Origin of the sequence: Arundinibacter roseus (assembly GCF_004348825.1) — a bacterium.
Lineage (GTDB): Bacteria > Bacteroidota > Bacteroidia > Cytophagales > Spirosomataceae > Arundinibacter > Arundinibacter roseus.
In genome coordinates this window covers 393651-410136 of the sequence record NZ_SMJU01000001.1, presented here as the reverse complement: position 1 = coordinate 410136, position 16486 = coordinate 393651, and the positions used below count along the sequence as shown (strand labels likewise).

Below are 16486 nucleotides of genomic sequence, written 5' to 3'. Positions count from 1 at the left end.
AAACAACACCGCAGTCCCATTTTTTTTGAAAAAAATTAAAGATTTTTTTAGCCAGAAAAACGCATAAAAAAAGCTCCGTTTCGCTTGAAATGGAGCCTTGAAATGAGTGAAAAAGTAAGTTTTAGATGTAGCCGCAATCAGCCATAGAGTTGTACCCGCCCACGGTAATAATTTGGTGATCCAGTAGACAGATATCCAAGAGTTTTGATGCTTCCTTTACCTGTTTGGTAAGTCTGATATCCGCTTCACTGGGCGCTAAATTCCCTGACGGATGGTTGTGAGCCAGGATAATCCCACAGGCGGCACATTGCACAGCAATACCAAATAGAATCTTCATGTCTATCAAACAGCCTGACATCCCGCCGGACGATAGTTTTTTGTACCCAATAATTTCATTTGCCCGATTAAGAAGAACCACGTACATTTCTTCCTGGTATTCAATTTGATCTGACCAGATAGATTTGAGGAATCTGGCCGCATCTTTACTACATTCCACCTTAATCCGGTCTTGTGGTGGCGGGGCTTGATAGGAGACTTTAATTTCCATTAATTGCATAAGGCTTAGATATTTAAGTAGTTAAAAATGAATTGCTTAACTGATATAAATATCTCCCGACAGAACGGAAATACAACACCACAGCCCCATTATTTTTGGTGAAAAATGAAGTTTTTTGATGAGTTTTTTAGTTGAAAAACGCCCGTGAGAATTGCGCTACATGGTAGGTAGTATAGACAAGAAAGTAGCGGGAAATGTGGGGTTCTATAAAAAAGTCCCCAACATTTAGTTGGGGACTGCATCACATCACATCAGACCAGGTTTACAAACAATTTCTTTATTTCTTCAATATGGCAATCTCAAACTTTTCTGAAACGGGTGCCTTAAATTACTCTTTCCCGTAGACTTACGCAACTCCACCACATTTCCGAACACCTTTCGAAGCAGTAGGAAATCTTTCTCCTCATTTTCCACATTCCGGAATTCAGCCAGCCCACCGCGATTCGTAAAGGTATCTTTTTGTGCCCAATAGAAGCGAGTATCTTTCCAGATCAGCCGGTGATGGTGCGCATTTAAGAGAGAAATCCAGTAATCCTCGTTGCAATGAATATCGCCATTATACCAGAGCTTCGATTCGGCTAATACGCCGTGGGCGCAGCCGGTGACGTACCCGCTGAGTTGAACAGGGTTGAGACTATTGTAAGAAATTGGTGTGGGAGAAGAGCTAAACCCAAACAAAAACGCTCCGGCCTGCCGTGCTGCGTGCGCGGTCATCTGGATTAGATCATGCGCCACGTCCGGATCAACCACCGAGTCTTCACCTTTTTCAGTGTAGATACGGCTCAAATGATCAATATCATCATCCAGCATAAAGACATCCCCCAAATTCCTGATCATCCATTCCCGCTTGCGGGTCAGCCCTATGACAGTATCCGGATGGGTAATGATCTCAATGCCGGGATTGCACTTCCGGTACATATCTGCTTGACTTTCTTCAACGCACAAGGCAGCACCATACACAGCGCTGGTAGTTCTTACCCGATTCCAGCGCTTGTGGCTGGGAATTACTATCTTTATATCTTTCATAAATAAATGAAGTATGATGGAAAATTATTCAAAAGTGCCAAATTTGGACAATGTATATTTTACTGAGGACGCACTGGAATGTCCACATTGCCAAACGAATATGGTTCCAAAATTCTTGTTTGGATACATATGCCCTAATAGCATACTTGAAATGAATGCTGAAAATCCATTAGTATTATTTGTCATTTGTACTCAGAAAAACTGCAAAGCTTCTTTTCTAGCAGAATACAAAATCGAAATTTCTTCGTCGGGAAAAATTGGACCCGTAAAATATTTTTATAGTACTAGTGGGGTATATTATTATAGTGAATATGAAGAATATCCTGATGAAATTGAGTATTATGAAAAAATGATTAAAAAAAGACCATTTTATAAGTCATTCATTGATATTTACAAAGAGGCCTTTACAGCAGAAAGTAACTCTCTTGGTCAAATCGCTGGTATGGGATATCGCAAAGCCATTGAATTCTTGGTCAAAGAATATGCAATGCATTTAAATTCTGAAAAAGCAGAAACGATTGCTTCCACTGCTTTAGGAACTGTAATCAATAATTATTTATCTTTTGATGAGGAACTCCTCAATATTTCTAAGAGAGCGTCCTGGTTGGGAAATGACGAAGTACATTATCTTAAGAAATGGATTGGTAAGGATATTAATGATTTGAAGAAAGTTATTTTACTTACTATTCAAACCATTGAGCGTGTTGAATCAATTAAGGATTATATCAACGATATGAAGGATCCCAGATAAATTTTTATCTAGACAGTATTTCAATCACCTGCTTTGCATCCAATACGTGCGTAGTTCCAACCTTGCTGCTTTTGTAGCATTGTGTACGGTCCAAGCCTAGCTTTTCCGACAAATGATTCATATCGATTTCGTTCTTGCAAATGATTACGATGGAGTCATACTTTTCGCTAAACTTCGCCACAATCGGCAGCTCTGCTTCCGGCTGAGCCAGCTCGGAGCCAGCTTCGGTCAGTTCTTGTGCCAGCTCTTCCAGGCTCAAACCAAAACTATCCAGATCCACGTACTGCTCAAACTCCGCCTTCAGGATTTCCATGTCAAATTCTCCTGCATGGCTGTTCTCAATCATCATCACCTCGCGCAGCTCTTCCTCCGTTAACTTCCTGACTGCAGAACGAACATCAATCATATAATCGCCCAGCCCTTGCGATGCCAAAATTTCACATCGCTGATTACCGCTCAGCAGCGTGTTATCTGCGTCCCTTACCGGGATACCAATCATCCCATACTTTTGGATTCTCTCCCAAAGCTTTTGCTTTTCGGAGGCCTTAATTTTTCGGGGATTTTTTACGTGGGGTACCAGCGAGCTGATGGCTACCCGCTCGGTTTTAAATAATTCGTTAATCATGGCTAATAGGTAATTAATAAATATTCAATCTTCATTAAAGCACATATCGCTCAGCGGTGGCCTGCTCAATTTGGCTGGAAATCTTGGCCAGCTCGGTGCTCCATTCAGCTTTCTTGCTGTCAGCTGCCTTCGGGTTTTCGAGCTTTCGAGTCAGCTTGGAGCGCTTTTCCCGGAGTCGTTGCAGCTCGACGGTCAGTACGGCCTTATGTTGTACATCATCAAGGGGCCGGGCTTTCTTTTCGGGCAGCGCTCTAAACTCTCCAGCTGGTTCGAGTCCATTGCGTTCTATAAACTTCTTTTCATCCCATAGGTCTTCAATCTGAACTTGCAGATCCACAATCCGCTGGGTCAGCTCCGGGCAGTCCTGATGAGGAGGCACCTTGTGCAGCAGATTGCTCAACTTGGCCTGCTCCTTTCGCAGCTCGTTGGCTTGCTTGCTTAGCTCTGCCTGCTTTTCAGCGTAGGCGTTAGGTTTTTTGGCTGTTTTTGTAGGTGTAGCTGCTTTGGGCGGGGGTGGAGGAGTTAGCTGCTTATCAGCTTTTTTCAGCTCAGAAAGCTGCTTTTGGAGCGGCTCCAGCTGCTCTACTCTGGCCCGACCGGCTTTAACCTGCAATTCCAGGAGTTTAATGGCTGCCTCAGTCTGCCTGATCTGGTTGGTTGTCATCTTCAATCAATTGTTTGAAATCCACAATCACCCGGCGGTATTCCCATACCTGGTGATCCAGATCCAGATCACAATCGGTCTGTTGGTTCGCATATTCTTTGAGGTATTTATCCAGAACGGTTCTGATCCAGGCTGCATCTATTTTGCGCTGATGCAGGTACGTACGCAGATCCAGGAAACCATTGGGAGCAGGCAGCATGGGGAAGAGAAAAAAGCCGGTAAGTCGCTGCTAAAAGTCAAGTCTCCAAAAAATGGAATACAAGAGCCATGCGGTACTTTCAACCGCACGCTTACCGGCCATGCCCTAATTCCAGCACGCCCGCTCCTGTATTCCAATAAGACTTAACTTTTAGCATCACAAATATAGCCAATCGGCCTTCGCATCCAATGGACAAAAAAATAGCCCAACCGGGCGGTTAGGCTATTCGTTTCTCTGCTACCTTTTTAGACTTCCGGATCTGATCCAGGATCATCCGTTTCTGTTTCCGAATCCTCCGGATCTTCCTCACTTTCCGGCTCCGGCTCTTCTGCTTTTGGTTTGAGTGATTTGAGCTTTTCGGCGGCGGCCTGCGCCTGCTCCTGTCGAATAGCGGCCAGATCCGCTGCTTTTTTCTCCGCAATTTCTTCTTCACTCATCCCATCAAAGGCTGTCCTGGCTTCAATCTGTTCCAGCTCTTTATTGAGCCGTTGACTAATCTCATAAGAGAAACGTAAAGGATTGGCTTCTGCCGGACTACCTGAATAGGTTTGCTCGGCCACATTGTTCAGCACCTTAAATGCATCAGCTGCTGCCTTTTCCAAAGAACTAAGGGCAGATTTAATTTTCGTCTTTGACATCGTTTGTAGGGGTTACGGTGATACGCTCCAAAAATCCAGCCGCCAGGGGAAGCTTAGCCAGTTCGGCCAGCTGCTCCTGAGACAAGGCATTGGAGAGTACCACGCCGGTTCCTTGTTGTTCCAGCGAGACTTTACCCTCATATGAGGGCAGTACTCGCCATTCTTTTTTCTTTCGCATCGTGGCTACTCAATTAAGCACCTACCGTAAAGGGCATTGCCTTCACTGCCATAGCATCCGTAGGTAGGGTCACAGAACTAGCCAAAAACGGAGCGTGGAAATCCAGATCCGTAGCTTTACCCTTGAAGCTAATGGCGTTTGGATCTCCTCCTTTTGCTCCTGAATCGTCCGATTCCTCTATTACGAGTGGGTTCCAACTTGCGCCAAAAACCCGCCGGTTGCCATTTTTGTAGTAGGCCACAATCACTCCGCCCTCGTTAAAGAACGCTTCCACGGCCGGCATTTGCGCTGGGGATACTCCGGCAAACTTGGCTTCCACTTCGTGGTCATGGTTTTGATAGCCCAGGGCTCCTTTTTTGCTGCTTTTGACCCGGCAGCTGCCATGATCAAAGCTGAGCTCAGCTCCAATTACGGCATCTTTCAGAGGAGGAGCCACGGTCACTTCGCCCGTTTCGCCCAGATCTGCCCGTTTGGGCCATCCGGTACCTCCCTCGAAATCACTTTCGGCAAAGGCCACCATACGGGCAATCCCGCCCAGGTTACTGTTGCCCCGAGCGATATAACTTAGATTTTTGAATTTACCAGCCATACAATGAATTGAAAATTGGGGCTGATCAGCATCTGCCCCAGGGTTAAAAACTTACTTATAAAGCACGATCACCCGACCATCGGCGTAGTCAACATTGAGCTCAAAATCAATTAAGATTTTCAGATCGCGATCTTGCTCCTGGAATTTGATTCGGGGAATATCAACGTCTACATCCTGATGCAGCCAGAACAGGTTTCCGTTCAGTGTCCATACCATATTGTCCACCCCAATCATGTAGGTGCGTGGTTTGATCACGGTGTTAGGCAGCAGGTTAAATACATAATTATCGCCTTTCTTGCTAACCACCTGACTGCCGTTACTTAGGGCGCTGTCCAGGGCGTTGACCATAAACTGGTACCAAATTGGCGGAATGAGTAACGAGGCATCTTCATCCTTATACTCAATCAGATCTTCCGATTCGTAAATCAGAGAAACCATTTTTTTGAGCTCACCCAGAATGTTCGCTTCCGTTACCGAGGCCGCCGGAGAGGCCACCTTATTACCTGCAGGAATATCTTCTACTCCACCCAAGGCCACAGTGGTATAGCCTGCGGTCAGTTTAAAATCAAGCCCATCAAACAAGTTGATTCCTCCTTGAACACCGGTCGTGCGGTTTTCCACGCCCTTAAAAATAGCGCGGTTAATCTCCTTGCCAATACCGGCCATTACCCGATTCATCAGGTATGTTCTCCCGGGTAGGCTGTTGATGTCGCGTGGGTTGCCGGGTTCGCGTCTTCCCAGGTAGCTGAGCCGAAGTTTGTAAAGCTCGTCTTCGGTTAGTTTCAGGTCTACTTTGGCAGGTTTGAGTTTGCCGATCCGTTCCTTTTGTTTGAGAAACGTATTGGTAAAATTCGTGGAGCCCGTGCGTCCGGGTTGGGTCAGATTGCCCAGCTCATCCCGTACCAGCGAGACTTCCTCGTTTATGCCCAGGCGCACAAAGTCGGCTTTGGCTGCCCATCCATCGGCCAGCTTCAAGCCGAAGATCTTGCCAAAGTCTTTGGTGTCTTTGGTCAATTCGGTCCGCAGGGCCGAAACATCTACTACATTACTCATGTTGCAAAAAAATTAAAAGATGATACAATTTTTCTTAGGCCGTTATTCCTTGAAAAGACCGGGATAGCGGGCCTGCAAGCGTTTCAATTCTTTGGCTTCGGCATTCTCTTCCGAGTCCGCAGCTTTGGTTTCATTTGTTGAATCTTCCGCAGGATTTGCGGCATTGATGGCCTTCTGATGGGCATCCCAGGCATCGGCTTTTTTCTTCAAATCGGCCTGACCCGCCTTCAATGCCTGCGCCTGATCAGCCTGAGCTTTTAGCGTATTGTAATCGTCCAGACTCAGGGTTACGGTACCAGCAGTATCGGCATCCTTTGTAGCTGTTTTCTTGGTAGACTTGGCCTGTTTTTGGGAGCCTTCCTGGGAAGCAACTTCTTCTTCCGACTCGTCTTCATCTGTGTCATCTTCCTGCTCGGTTTGCTCAGTTGTGACATCTGCGGTCGTATCCGCACCCGTACTTTTGCCTGAGCCAAACACAGAGCTCATCAGCTGTCCAAGGGTTTTTCTTTGTAAATCCATGTGTATGAAAATATTAAGTGAATACTGATCAATCAGGCCGCTGCAGTTTTACCACCTTTGCGACCGCATTTCCCATAAAGCCAATTTCATCAGCCATGCCCAGGCGTATGGCCTTGGAAGCAGGATACATCCCTCCTTTGCTTTCAAAAACTTTCTCGCTGATGTTGGGGCGTCCAGAGCGGACGGAAGCTTCAAAAGCTTCCCGGATAGGCTTCATTTCAGCTCGTAGAGAGGCCACGAGCTTTTCATCAATTGGTTCGACGGAGTTGTAAAGAGCCTTGTTTTCGGAGCCTTCGGCACGGATGATGGTGACCTGCATTCCCTGTTTTTCCAGGGCTTTTGTCATGTCCACGTGGACACTCAAAACTCCGATAGAGCCGACCTCCGAGGCAGTGGCACTTTCCATCACAATCCAGCGGGTCGCACTTGCCACCCAGTAGGCAGCACTTGCGGCCATTCCTGTCACATAAGCCACTACGGGTTTGGAGCATTGCCGCACAACTTCTGCTAATAGTTCGGTGCCGTTGACTTCACCGCCACCACTGTCGATTTCCAGAACCATTCCTACGACGGAGCGATCATTCTCTGCTTCCAAAATCCACTGAGAAATGTCTTCAGTGCCATAGCTGCACAGGTCACCATACCGGCTCATGGTACCAATGATGGGAATAATCGGTACAATTCCTTCCTTCGTCCCCATCTTTGGTAGGTATTTATAGGCAGATCCACTGCCGACGGCATTCTTGTTTGGAGTATCCAATACGACCGTTTCAAATCGGGGCGAGCGGCGCTCTCGGGCAAGCTTAGCAGAATTGATGTCCACCCGGCCACTCAGGATGAGTGGAGCCAGGCGGTCATGAAGGCGAGGTTCAATGGCCCAATGGCCGGATAGGAATCGGTGAAGCATCGAAAAACAGAATTGTACGATGCGAACATAGGGGAGTGGCTGGCAATAGGGTAGGACAAAAAAAAGTCAGCCAAGCTGCAAAGCAACCAGTCTGACAGGTAATATCCCTCCTCTAAATTATAGAAATGATGTGTGTGTAGTAATGATGGGTGTAATGTATGTAAAGATTTGATTGTTACAATACTTATATAAAAACAAATCAGCCCGGCCGCAAAGGCAGCCGGGCTGTAATGACATATATCCACACCATTAAAGTGCTAATTTAAAAAAAATCTAAATCAATTTACCCACCATTTTTGACCAAAAAGACGCACAATACCGTAAAACAGGTAGGCTTGCCACTTGGGTACGCCCTCCCGAAGCATATCAAACAAAAAGTCATGATCGGCCCAGTACCTGGCTTCTTGCGGTCCTAGCTCATTTTCCATTACCTTTTTGTCATACCACCAATCATGCTTAATGGCGGCATTCGTCCACCGGCCATGCGGTGGGAACAGGCTCCACAAAATCCGCGGAACCGAAGCGAAGTCGGTTTTGTAGCCGGCAGAAATGATCATCTTTCCACAGTCACAATCTTCCGCAATTTCAAACCAGTCAATCTTTGCCTGGGGCTCTACGCATTTCCGGAGTCGGATGTCAGGATACTTTGTCATACCAGGCTTCTAAAATCGTCAAACACCCCACTTTCATCCATGCGTTGAATCAGAAATTCATCCAGGATCTGATGTACCTGACCCAACGGAAGAGCCAGGGCTTCACCCGATTCAGGATTTCTGGGGACAAACGCTGCCAAAAATGAGTATTCGCCAACGGCTCCTTCGGGAGTGGCTCCTTCAGGATCTGGATAAACGCGAGCACCTGTTAACGAATCGACCAACTTATCATCACTCGTTTCAACCGTGCGGTTGATCGTCGGCGACTCAATGCCGTACCAGGGCGCTCCATTTTTCACGTGCGAAATGCGCAAAGTATACGAGCCCCGGCGTTCAGTAGGCATGTCTACCCGCGCCAATATTTCTACAAAGCGCTCAACCGAAGGAGCGTCAGGGTGATTTGAAATTTTCATTACGTCCAGGGAGTTATTTGGATGGTACAAAAGCCTGATCCAGTTAAAGGCAGGCTGAAACTCGTATTGGCGGCATTGATCACCGAGGTTGAAAGCGTTGTGCTTCCTACCGTACAAGCCGCATCTTTATGCAAAATCGTATAATAGAAGGGAAAGGGACGGTTGATCGTGTAAGTATCTCCCGCTTTCAACATCAGCGTCTGCGGCGTGCTGTCCACATTCTCATACTGCGGAGAGGTGTCGTTTACCGGATCATTAATTTTCAGGAAATTGACAATGTTCCGAGCAATTGAAACTGCTGAACTAATTGAGTTTCCAGTAAATTTTAGTGTCACCCAAAAGTGATTGGTATAAATATTAGCTGGGCGTTGAATAGGGATTTTTACATTCTCAACGGCTGCCCCCGGAGTTGCTGCACCAATAATGGCTGTAAAGCTGCTCGCTCCTCCGGTATTTCTGTATGCCACTACTTTAGTCTGTCTTATACTCGACTGACTACCAACCGCTGCTGAGTAAAATGAAAAATGCTTCGTAACCATTTTCTGCATGACCCAGCCAACGCCAAAGCCAGATCCTACCGTCATTTCCAGATCGCAATAAATGCCCATACCTGGCAGGAACTCAACATAAGCCACCTTAGCATTTGAACCATCACCCGGAAAGGTAATAGGAAAGGTGATCTCAATGTCATTCATCGACTGCTTACAGATCACTATCCGACCATTGAGTGTGAAGACAGCTTTGTCCAGAAAATTAACCTGTTCAAAAGCATTTTCTCCAAGTGTAACAGTACCACTGTTCCGGGTATAGTTCGAGTCTCCGCCCAGCGGATTGTAAATTACACTGCCCGAATTTGTTCCTGAGAACATAATGGTATTGTTTCCAACAAGCAGATTCAACCCCCGAATGGAAATATTCTGTTTGGTATAACTCATCCATGCCTGGGCACCGCGTTGCACCAAATTGATTGTTCCCTGAGCCAACATATAGGAAGTGAGGTTGGCACCACCTACCGGATTACAGTTTTCAGTTTGAAGGGTCGGAACGCCGGAGTTAGGTGTAAACATGGCATTCAGACAGAATAGACTCAGTTTATAGGGCTGTTCATAGGCAGTGGGTCCAGATCCAAACGTTTTCTTCCGGAAATACAGTCCAGTACCGGCATTGAATGCAAAAGCAATGAACGGTACATTGATCATCACGTCCTGGGTTACTTCGATTACTCCGCCCTGGATTTGTACAATGACCAAATTGAATTTGTCGGATACGATTGCCGCCAATCTATGCAGGGAAGCAATGGGGGAGCCGGAAGTTCCGGGGTTTGCATCATTACCCGTTAATGGGTTAATATAGATGGTGGTCTGCAAACTGCTGAACCGGTTGGGATAATCTGCCAACAAACCGTTGGCATGTACCCGAATGTCATCCGCCCATTTTCCGACGTCAGAAAGGGCATCAAGCATGTCAGCTGCCACTACACCCTCCGAACCACCCACACCACGTTTAGGCTTCGTGAGCCTGGCCGTGATACTATCTATATATTGTTGGAGATTGCTGAAATAAGGCATCTATATCGGTGTTATGCGTTAAAGTCTAAACTGAATCCAATCGAAAATTCGCTTTCCGGAAATACATCCGCAAGGACGAGACCATTGGTCAGCAAGAGTTGAAACGGCGGAACATTGAGCTGTCCGCTCAGACTCAGGTTTGAATTTGCTGCTGCACTTATGCTTTGTGCCAGGCTCAGTCGTAAACCTCGCTCTTCATTCCCGATCAGGTAGCAGCGACCGTTGTTATCTTCAATCAGGCACAAGTACTGCCGATTTTTAGCAGTACTATAAAAATTCATCAGGCTGACGTCTGTTCCTGGTAAGTCATAGGATAGAGCATAGCTACACGCTAATCCTGCATAGTTGATAGACATCGTGCAGCCTTTTGGAGGGAAAGCCATCCGATGTAGTATCGCTCCCAGGATCACCGTAATTCCGCCAATTGGAATGATCCCCGGCGTACTTCCGGCAAATTGGTTTCTGATTGGATCAAGAACGGATACGCATTCCTCTATATCCAGTAAAAAAAGTTGTCGTATATACCCCACATTTGGGGCAGAATACCCCCCTAAATTTGCTTGTTGGATGATCATTTCAAAATGGGACAAAAAGTAAGTTTTTGGGACACTCTTTCAGTGGCTCTGGACGATTATTGGCTAAATTGGGACGCTTTTTGTGTTGGCAGATTGCGAGTTTTCGCACGAAACCGTTTGCTCATCGCTCGCAGCGCTTCCTGCTTGTCAGGGTCGTCCTGCATGGCAAAGCGGCGGTAAAATTCAAAGAAGCCGCCACGCTCACTTCCGTTTCGGCGCATGTAGCCCATCGTAAAAAACAGAGCGTTGGTATCAAACAACATCGACAGGGCATTGCCAACATAGAGCAGATTGTCTTCCATTACAAACTCCTCCCGAAGTGGGAACTCAGTTACCACTTCTAGCCACTTAGGATTTTCGATTTCGCGAGGATCTAGCCGATCTTCGTAAAACTTACTTAGTTCGGTGGGTCCTTTGCTGGCAAGCATAATGATCAGCAGCCCGATCATGCTATCTTTCCGGACAGACAAAGGCGGCGGCCCGTGAAGCTCGGGCGAGGTCAAAAACTCAAATACATGGGGTTCTACGGGAATAAGCAATTTCATGCGGCGAAAACAGGAAAATTGTGTGACTTACGTTATATTAGAGGTGCCAATTCCTAATTCCATGTCATCGCCTGATCGGTTGAAGACATCAATTCCCCGTGTCGCCCACACGGGGAATTTTCTTTATGTTAAAAATACGAAGATTTGGGGAAAGGTGTTGGGGTGGGATTTCGGAGAGTTGATTATTTGAAAATTTGCTATTTTAGTATAAGTTTAGTTATAATCATGTCTATCGTTTTAATTTTACTAGGGGAATTGAAATTAATATTCAATTGATTCACATAATTTTCAAAAATATCTATTACTCATCAAGTAGTATATCAATAAAACTATTTTTCCTATTTACATCTGCCTCCCATTTATTAATTATTTCGATAATTTGATTTTTTATTTTTTCAACTTTTTCATTAAACCCATGTTTAATAAAGAGATCAATTACTTCTTTATCGTACATAAATTCGCCAAAATCTTCCGTTCCTGAATTAGTGAATTTTCTTTTTTTCTGAATATTGAGTAACTCTTCATTAATATTTGCAATTGTTGGAAAAGACCAAATTTCATCATAGTTGTAAGCTTTACAAAATTCAAGAATTGAATTGTTAAATGACGCAAATCTATATATTTTAAATTCTGAGATATGTTTATTATCAGGACTTACAATCATTAATGATGGTCCTATTATATTAAAATATGCTTCTAAAAGTTCTTTTCCTATTTTCCCTTCCAACTTAAGATAAATATCATTTAACTTAGGTGTCAAATAATAAGAAATGAATGTTGTTTCATCTAGTTCTTTACATAAGCTCCAAAAATTAAAACTAAAATCGTTACTAGAATATTCTAAAGCTTTTGATAGATTATCATAAGCTTTTTGTTTTTTATTTATTTGTAGTTTACTAATAAACAATGCAGCAAAGTATTCTTGGATGGATTTATGTGGAAAATAATATTCAAATCCATCCAAAATCAATATTGAAATGGAAGTATGTAGATCGTAAATCAAATTTTCTACTGTAAAAGAAAGGTCTGTTATTTTTTGTATTTTTAAAATTAAATCTGACAGGTATTCTAATGTAAATGAATATTTTCCTTCATACAGTGTTAAATATGAAAATATAGATAAAATTTCTTCAAATTCATCTCTTTGTAGTTTAGTCTTTTTTTCCCTTGGAAAACTATTTTTTGTGATACCATCATGCTTTGAATATAAAGTGTCGAATACATTTCTGTAAAATGAACTTTTACGATTTGGAATTTCTGGATGATTTTCAAATGCCATTATAAACATTGAAAGAAGAAGTGGATTTCGTAAATATTGTATATAATTACTATTTTGAGGATCAAATGCATTTTTTCTTATACGATGTTTCCTCTCGTTATTATCAACAATTTTTTCTATAAATCCAGAAACATCCTTATCATTCAAGTTTTGCATCCTAAAATCATTAAACCTCGGAAAATTTTCTATCCCACTGCCTGGTCTAGTTGATATTAAGAAATAATTTTTAGGATAGGAATCCACAAACAGTTCTATTTGTCTATTTATTTCTTGTTTTTTGTCGGAATATATTTCATCATAACCATCAAATAAAAACAAGAATTTTCCACTTTCAATGGCACGATTAAATATTAGTTTACTAGGCATTACTTTGGTTTTGAGGATTTTATTTATAAGTAAATCTTCAAATTGCCCATTAAATTCATTAAGATTCCTTAATTCGATTAAAACTGGTATTTTTTTAGAAGTTTTTAAAGCGTTAAGGAAAATATGTCTTACTAATGTAGTCTTTCCGCTTCCTGCCGAGCCAATAATCGTGATTTTATTATATTCTTCGAATATACTTTCAATATTTTCGAATGAAGTTATAAGATTTTTGTACTTAGATTTCACAGGAAAATAAATATCATTAAACCTTACTTTTTCGCCACGATGAATGAAGGTATATGTAAAATAATATTTTTCGGTTTGTGTATTAAGGTAATCATCAAGCCCAAACTCAAATAGGGCTTTCATTTCATCACTAATTGCTTTGTATGTTTCAATGATGGGATTAAGGAGATTGCTTACTTCTAATTGATTAGTCATTTTTTTTTCTTAATTTCTGGAAATATTTATTTAGTACTTGTACTGCTTTAATGGAAATCGATTTTTTTTCTTTCAAAATTTGAAATTTCCCCATCAGAGGATATAATATATAAAAATTGGTATTTTTTATTTTCAAATTCAATCTTAGCGCAATTTACTTTGTTAAGAGTTTCTTCATATGGAAAATCTATATCTAAGTCATCTCCAATTATATTTTTATCAATTAATTTTTCTGATTTTATCAATTCTGCATTCTTTACTTTTTTATTAATGATTAAATCATATTTACATAGATTTTCTAAAAGAGATAAATTTAGTACTCTGATTATCTTGCCTTCTTCTCTCTTGATTTTTATATGATCATTAATTTTTTTCCATAAAAATAATGTCGGCTCTAATAGGGGTAATATAGTAATTAGCACTTGAAAAAATATTCCTGCATATTCTCCTAAATAGGCAGATGCATGACCCCTCCTAATATTAAAATATACAAGAGAGTCGTCCTCATGTATACTGTAAATTTCTTTTCTAATATTAATCCAAAAATTTTCAATTTCAAATTCTTCCTCTATCGAGTCTGTTTTTAGATATTCTATATGTAACTTTTCCAAAAGCTAAACTATTTATGATATATATTCTAAAAATTTTCCGAATTCTCTATTGAAAGGTATATTTCATGTATACTTTCTAAATATACATAAACCGCAAACCTTCTACTCTTAGTAGAGCGAATATTTTTATTTTTAGCTTTAAAGAAGCTGTAATCTACCAGTAGCAGATTTCATCCCACACCGAGTCAACTCATAATCAAGGGCATTCAGAATCATTTGCATTTCCGCTGTGATCGGCTGCTGCTGCCAACGCCGATGAAGAATTCGGGCGACAGAAAGGGGTAGAGTAAAGAGGTATGCCTTGGAGCGGCTGCGTCTGCCAGCGGTGATCAGCTGTTGCTCAGCTTTGGGTAGAAATTCTGCCAGCACAATCAGTTCCTCACGTGCTTGTGGGTTTCTAGCGATCTGAAAAGCCTGGAAAAGATAGTCCCGAAGGTGGACTAGCTCCCAATAGGTCAGTTTAATTTTAATGGGTTCCATGACCTTACCAGCTGATATTCGAGCTTTCCAGAACCCAATGGCCACGCTCAAATTGATAAATTTTGTTCTCCGCTCCGGTGTTTTTGGTAGCCCGGGTATCAAAAATGGCCGCAGAGCATACGCATCCCTTCCAATTTTTGTATTCATTAACCAGCCACATCAGGTAGTTGATGGCATCCCCAATGTTCCGGTGCTTACGCTGATTGCACTTCGACCACATTTTCATTTGCTTCGGGTTGTTATGAAACTGAACTACCATGCAGGCCCGGCTTTCATTTATCATTTGCTGGCGTTTCTCATCGGTCAGTGGCTTACGTTGTTTCTGGCCATACTGTTGTCTTCCTCTAATCATGATGGGTTTTGTAAAATGGTTGAAAATTAAATTTCTGAATACCAGCCTTCGCCTTCTTGCATCCAGCTCTCTACCTCAATGATCACCTCCGGCGTCATTTCTCCGGCCTGACGTCTGGTTTTGCGAGACTTGTAATACTTTGGTGGTTGAAAATCGGCAGCCTGCTGATCCAGGTATTGCTTGCAAAATTTATCTGTCCAAGTTTTGCCTAGGCCTTCAAAAGAGGTACGGTAATATTGAAAGAGTGAAATCTGATTCATATGGGCCACCTCTTTACGAGGTTTTACTTCGAGTCGAAGCTTCTCAAAATCGCGTCTGGCTGTACGAAGCAAGGCTTCTGCTCGTTTTTGTACTTTCTCCCGAGTCTCTGCATAAGCTTGTTTCCGGTGAGCACCTTTGACTTCGTCGCGCTTCATCCAGGCTTCTAATCCTGTAAACCCTTGTAAATTTTCTGCATCAAAATATCCACGACCCGGCACGTGCACTGCAAATGGATCTGGTCGGTAGGCTTCCGGGTGATTGTCGTAATATTTGGCTGCTTTGTCCAGCTTTTCCAGCTGCCGAGTCTGAAAGTCAACCCATTCTCTTGGCGTTCGTTCTTCCGAAAATTGCCGATAAACCCCAGCCGCAATGGCCAAAAGTGCCTTTTCCTGCTCATCCCGGCTAAAATCCCGACCGGGATAAATCACCCGCCAGGCATAAAGCCAAAACTCCATCAATAGTTCGAGATACTGTTTTGGGAGTTGTGGTAATCGTACCTGCGGTATTGCTGGCTTGGCGATCTTTGCGCCGCCCGCCCCCCCAATCATTTTTCTCTGTTCCTGCCCAGTCGGCTCATTCGGCAGCATTTCATTGAGGGAATCTCCTGTCTCTGCCCGACCCCTCTCTCTGTAATCGTTCTCTCCGTATCCACAATTAACAAAATCCGCATTCCCATTTTCTTTTTCGATAAATTCTCTGTGGGTATTACTATGCGGAAAAATTTTAGAAAACCCTTCTGGAAGCGGCGAATTGGGCACTTTTTTGAGCGGTTTGGCGGCTTCTTCACCTTCGCCACCAAATAAGATTTCCTTACTTATCCACAGCTCAAAATCATGTTTTGATCCATGAAACTTTGTCCTTACGACCCCCAGGCTCCGCAGTCTGTTCAAATGATTTCTGACTGTCCGATCCGAGCAATCGCATAATTCACCCATACGCACGCAATTTGTTAGCATACTTGGCGGATCTTCCTGTGTATACATCCCCGCAGGCATGGTAGATGCAATCCGATTATAGGAGTCCACATACTGCCTTAAAACCATGTAAAAGGTAGTCTTGACAGACTCGGTAATCGTACCGGATTTGCGCATAATTTCCTGATGGTAGATACGCCCATCAGCCGTTTTCCGTGTACGTGTGAGCGTATACGTCGGACAGTTGGCATTGTGCTGTCGATACAGTGTCAGAAACCGTGAGAAGGCTTCTCCATTTTCTATTCGTGGTAACAAAGTCGATC

At 43.2% G+C, this 16486-nt stretch carries 22 protein-coding genes; 1 reads left to right on the top strand and 21 read right to left on the bottom strand.

Annotated elements, in window-relative coordinates:
* Nucleotides 1-121: 121 nt before the first annotated feature.
* Nucleotides 122-556, bottom strand: a complete 435-nt coding sequence (locus EZE20_RS01840) for a JAB domain-containing protein (protein WP_132113867.1) — start codon at nt 554-556, stop codon at nt 122-124.
* Nucleotides 557-841: 285 nt separating this feature from the next.
* On the bottom strand, nt 842-1582 hold the full coding sequence (locus EZE20_RS01835; protein ID WP_132113865.1) for a GREB1-related protein: 741 nt from the start codon (nt 1580-1582) through the stop codon (nt 842-844).
* 13 nt (nt 1583-1595) lie between these two features.
* Here EZE20_RS01835 and EZE20_RS01830 point away from each other — a divergent pair, with 13 nt between their 5' ends.
* Nucleotides 1596-2333 (top strand): DUF4145 domain-containing protein, encoded by a 738-nt coding sequence (locus EZE20_RS01830; protein WP_132113863.1) that lies wholly within the window; start codon nt 1596-1598, stop codon nt 2331-2333.
* A 4-nt stretch (nt 2334-2337) separates the two neighbouring features.
* Here the strand turns inward: EZE20_RS01830 and EZE20_RS01825 are convergent, their stop codons facing one another.
* From EZE20_RS01825 to EZE20_RS01735, 19 genes are all read right to left on the bottom strand, one after another.
* Nucleotides 2338-2958: a ParB N-terminal domain-containing protein gene (locus EZE20_RS01825; RefSeq protein ID WP_132113861.1), complete on the bottom strand. Its 621-nt coding sequence runs from the start codon at nt 2956-2958 to the stop codon at nt 2338-2340.
* A gap of 34 nt (nt 2959-2992) precedes the next feature.
* Nucleotides 2993-3622, bottom strand: a complete 630-nt coding sequence (locus EZE20_RS01820; RefSeq protein ID WP_132113859.1) for a hypothetical protein — start codon at nt 3620-3622, stop codon at nt 2993-2995.
* Nucleotides 3594-3821 carry a hypothetical protein gene (locus EZE20_RS01815; protein WP_132113857.1) on the bottom strand — a complete coding sequence of 76 codons (228 nt, stop codon included), beginning with the start codon at nt 3819-3821 and terminating at the stop codon, nt 3594-3596. Before EZE20_RS01815 ends, EZE20_RS01820 begins: the two co-directional genes overlap by 29 nt.
* A 245-nt stretch (nt 3822-4066) precedes the next feature.
* The gene (locus tag EZE20_RS01810; protein WP_132113855.1) at nt 4067-4459 is read right to left on the bottom strand and encodes a hypothetical protein; all 393 of its coding nucleotides are present in this window, start codon (nt 4457-4459) and stop codon (nt 4067-4069) included.
* The gene (locus EZE20_RS01805) at nt 4440-4637 is read right to left on the bottom strand and encodes a hypothetical protein (protein WP_132113853.1); all 198 of its coding nucleotides are present in this window, start codon (nt 4635-4637) and stop codon (nt 4440-4442) included. The genes EZE20_RS01810 and EZE20_RS01805 overlap by 20 nt, the downstream gene beginning before the upstream one ends.
* A gap of 13 nt (nt 4638-4650) precedes the next feature.
* The gene (locus tag EZE20_RS01800) at nt 4651-5226 is read right to left on the bottom strand and encodes a hypothetical protein (protein ID WP_132113851.1); all 576 of its coding nucleotides are present in this window, start codon (nt 5224-5226) and stop codon (nt 4651-4653) included.
* A 51-nt stretch (nt 5227-5277) separates the two neighbouring features.
* Nucleotides 5278-6279 carry a hypothetical protein gene (locus EZE20_RS01795; RefSeq protein WP_132113849.1) on the bottom strand — a complete coding sequence of 334 codons (1002 nt, stop codon included), beginning with the start codon at nt 6277-6279 and terminating at the stop codon, nt 5278-5280.
* Between the two features lie 42 nt (nt 6280-6321).
* Nucleotides 6322-6798: a hypothetical protein gene (locus EZE20_RS01790; RefSeq protein ID WP_132113847.1), complete on the bottom strand. Its 477-nt coding sequence runs from the start codon at nt 6796-6798 to the stop codon at nt 6322-6324.
* Nucleotides 6799-6826: 28 nt separating this feature from the next.
* The gene (locus tag EZE20_RS01785) at nt 6827-7705 is read right to left on the bottom strand and encodes a S49 family peptidase (RefSeq protein ID WP_132113845.1); all 879 of its coding nucleotides are present in this window, start codon (nt 7703-7705) and stop codon (nt 6827-6829) included.
* Nucleotides 7706-7983: 278 nt separating this feature from the next.
* Nucleotides 7984-8358 carry a DUF1353 domain-containing protein gene (locus EZE20_RS01780; RefSeq protein WP_132113843.1) on the bottom strand — a complete coding sequence of 125 codons (375 nt, stop codon included), beginning with the start codon at nt 8356-8358 and terminating at the stop codon, nt 7984-7986.
* Entirely contained in the window at nt 8355-8771 is a 417-nt protein-coding gene (locus EZE20_RS01775) for a hypothetical protein (RefSeq protein ID WP_132113840.1), read from the bottom strand. The genes EZE20_RS01780 and EZE20_RS01775 overlap by 4 nt, the downstream gene beginning before the upstream one ends.
* On the bottom strand, nt 8771-10339 hold the full coding sequence (locus EZE20_RS01770; RefSeq protein WP_132113838.1) for a hypothetical protein: 1569 nt from the start codon (nt 10337-10339) through the stop codon (nt 8771-8773). Before EZE20_RS01770 ends, EZE20_RS01775 begins: the two co-directional genes overlap by 1 nt.
* 11 nt (nt 10340-10350) lie before the next feature.
* A complete protein-coding gene (locus EZE20_RS01765; RefSeq protein WP_132113836.1) occupies nt 10351-10914 on the bottom strand; it encodes a hypothetical protein in 564 nt (187 codons plus the stop codon).
* A 56-nt stretch (nt 10915-10970) separates the two neighbouring features.
* On the bottom strand, nt 10971-11459 hold the full coding sequence (locus EZE20_RS01760; protein ID WP_132113834.1) for a hypothetical protein: 489 nt from the start codon (nt 11457-11459) through the stop codon (nt 10971-10973).
* 301 nt (nt 11460-11760) lie between these two features.
* Nucleotides 11761-13545, bottom strand: coding sequence for an NACHT domain-containing protein (locus EZE20_RS01755; RefSeq protein ID WP_132113832.1), 1785 nt, complete (start codon nt 13543-13545; stop codon nt 11761-11763).
* Between the two features lie 47 nt (nt 13546-13592).
* Nucleotides 13593-14156, bottom strand: a complete 564-nt coding sequence (locus EZE20_RS01750; RefSeq protein WP_132113830.1) for a hypothetical protein — start codon at nt 14154-14156, stop codon at nt 13593-13595.
* Nucleotides 14157-14294: 138 nt separating this feature from the next.
* Complete coding sequence (locus EZE20_RS01745) at nt 14295-14636, bottom strand: hypothetical protein (protein WP_132113828.1); 342 nt, start codon at nt 14634-14636, stop codon at nt 14295-14297.
* A gap of 4 nt (nt 14637-14640) precedes the next feature.
* Complete coding sequence (locus tag EZE20_RS01740; RefSeq protein WP_132113826.1) at nt 14641-14988, bottom strand: hypothetical protein; 348 nt, start codon at nt 14986-14988, stop codon at nt 14641-14643.
* A 26-nt stretch (nt 14989-15014) separates the two neighbouring features.
* Nucleotides 15015-16478, bottom strand: coding sequence for a hypothetical protein (locus EZE20_RS01735; protein WP_132113824.1), 1464 nt, complete (start codon nt 16476-16478; stop codon nt 15015-15017).
* Between the last annotated feature and the right edge of the window lie 8 nt (nt 16479-16486).

Excerpts from the sequence above, each read along its gene's own strand:
- EZE20_RS01835 (WP_132113865.1), bottom strand. The coding sequence starts at position 1,582 with ATGAAAGATATAAAGATAGTAATTCCCAGCCACAAGCGCTGGAATCGG.
- EZE20_RS01770 (WP_132113838.1), bottom strand. The coding sequence starts at position 10,339 with ATGCCTTATTTCAGCAATCTCCAACAATATATAGATAGTATCACGGCC.
- EZE20_RS01805 (WP_132113853.1), bottom strand. The coding sequence starts at position 4,637 with ATGCGAAAGAAAAAAGAATGGCGAGTACTGCCCTCATATGAGGGTAAA.
- EZE20_RS01745 (WP_132113828.1), bottom strand. The coding sequence starts at position 14,636 with ATGGAACCCATTAAAATTAAACTGACCTATTGGGAGCTAGTCCACCTT.
- EZE20_RS01785 (WP_132113845.1), bottom strand. The coding sequence starts at position 7,705 with ATGCTTCACCGATTCCTATCCGGCCATTGGGCCATTGAACCTCGCCTT.
- EZE20_RS01840 (WP_132113867.1), bottom strand. The coding sequence starts at position 556 with ATGCAATTAATGGAAATTAAAGTCTCCTATCAAGCCCCGCCACCACAA.
- EZE20_RS01755 (WP_132113832.1), bottom strand. The coding sequence starts at position 13,545 with ATGACTAATCAATTAGAAGTAAGCAATCTCCTTAATCCCATCATTGAA.
- EZE20_RS01760 (WP_132113834.1), bottom strand. The coding sequence starts at position 11,459 with ATGAAATTGCTTATTCCCGTAGAACCCCATGTATTTGAGTTTTTGACC.
- EZE20_RS01780 (WP_132113843.1), bottom strand. The coding sequence starts at position 8,358 with ATGACAAAGTATCCTGACATCCGACTCCGGAAATGCGTAGAGCCCCAG.
- EZE20_RS01790 (WP_132113847.1), bottom strand. The coding sequence starts at position 6,798 with ATGGATTTACAAAGAAAAACCCTTGGACAGCTGATGAGCTCTGTGTTT.
- EZE20_RS01775 (WP_132113840.1), bottom strand. The coding sequence starts at position 8,771 with ATGAAAATTTCAAATCACCCTGACGCTCCTTCGGTTGAGCGCTTTGTA.
- EZE20_RS01795 (WP_132113849.1), bottom strand. The coding sequence starts at position 6,279 with ATGAGTAATGTAGTAGATGTTTCGGCCCTGCGGACCGAATTGACCAAA.
- EZE20_RS01815 (WP_132113857.1), bottom strand. The coding sequence starts at position 3,821 with ATGCTGCCTGCTCCCAATGGTTTCCTGGATCTGCGTACGTACCTGCAT.
- EZE20_RS01825 (WP_132113861.1), bottom strand. The coding sequence starts at position 2,958 with ATGATTAACGAATTATTTAAAACCGAGCGGGTAGCCATCAGCTCGCTG.
- EZE20_RS01740 (WP_132113826.1), bottom strand. The coding sequence starts at position 14,988 with ATGATTAGAGGAAGACAACAGTATGGCCAGAAACAACGTAAGCCACTG.
- EZE20_RS01820 (WP_132113859.1), bottom strand. The coding sequence starts at position 3,622 with ATGACAACCAACCAGATCAGGCAGACTGAGGCAGCCATTAAACTCCTG.
- EZE20_RS01830 (WP_132113863.1), top strand. The coding sequence starts at position 1,596 with ATGATGGAAAATTATTCAAAAGTGCCAAATTTGGACAATGTATATTTT.
- EZE20_RS01800 (WP_132113851.1), bottom strand. The coding sequence starts at position 5,226 with ATGGCTGGTAAATTCAAAAATCTAAGTTATATCGCTCGGGGCAACAGT.
- EZE20_RS01810 (WP_132113855.1), bottom strand. The coding sequence starts at position 4,459 with ATGTCAAAGACGAAAATTAAATCTGCCCTTAGTTCTTTGGAAAAGGCA.
- EZE20_RS01765 (WP_132113836.1), bottom strand. The coding sequence starts at position 10,914 with ATGATCATCCAACAAGCAAATTTAGGGGGGTATTCTGCCCCAAATGTG.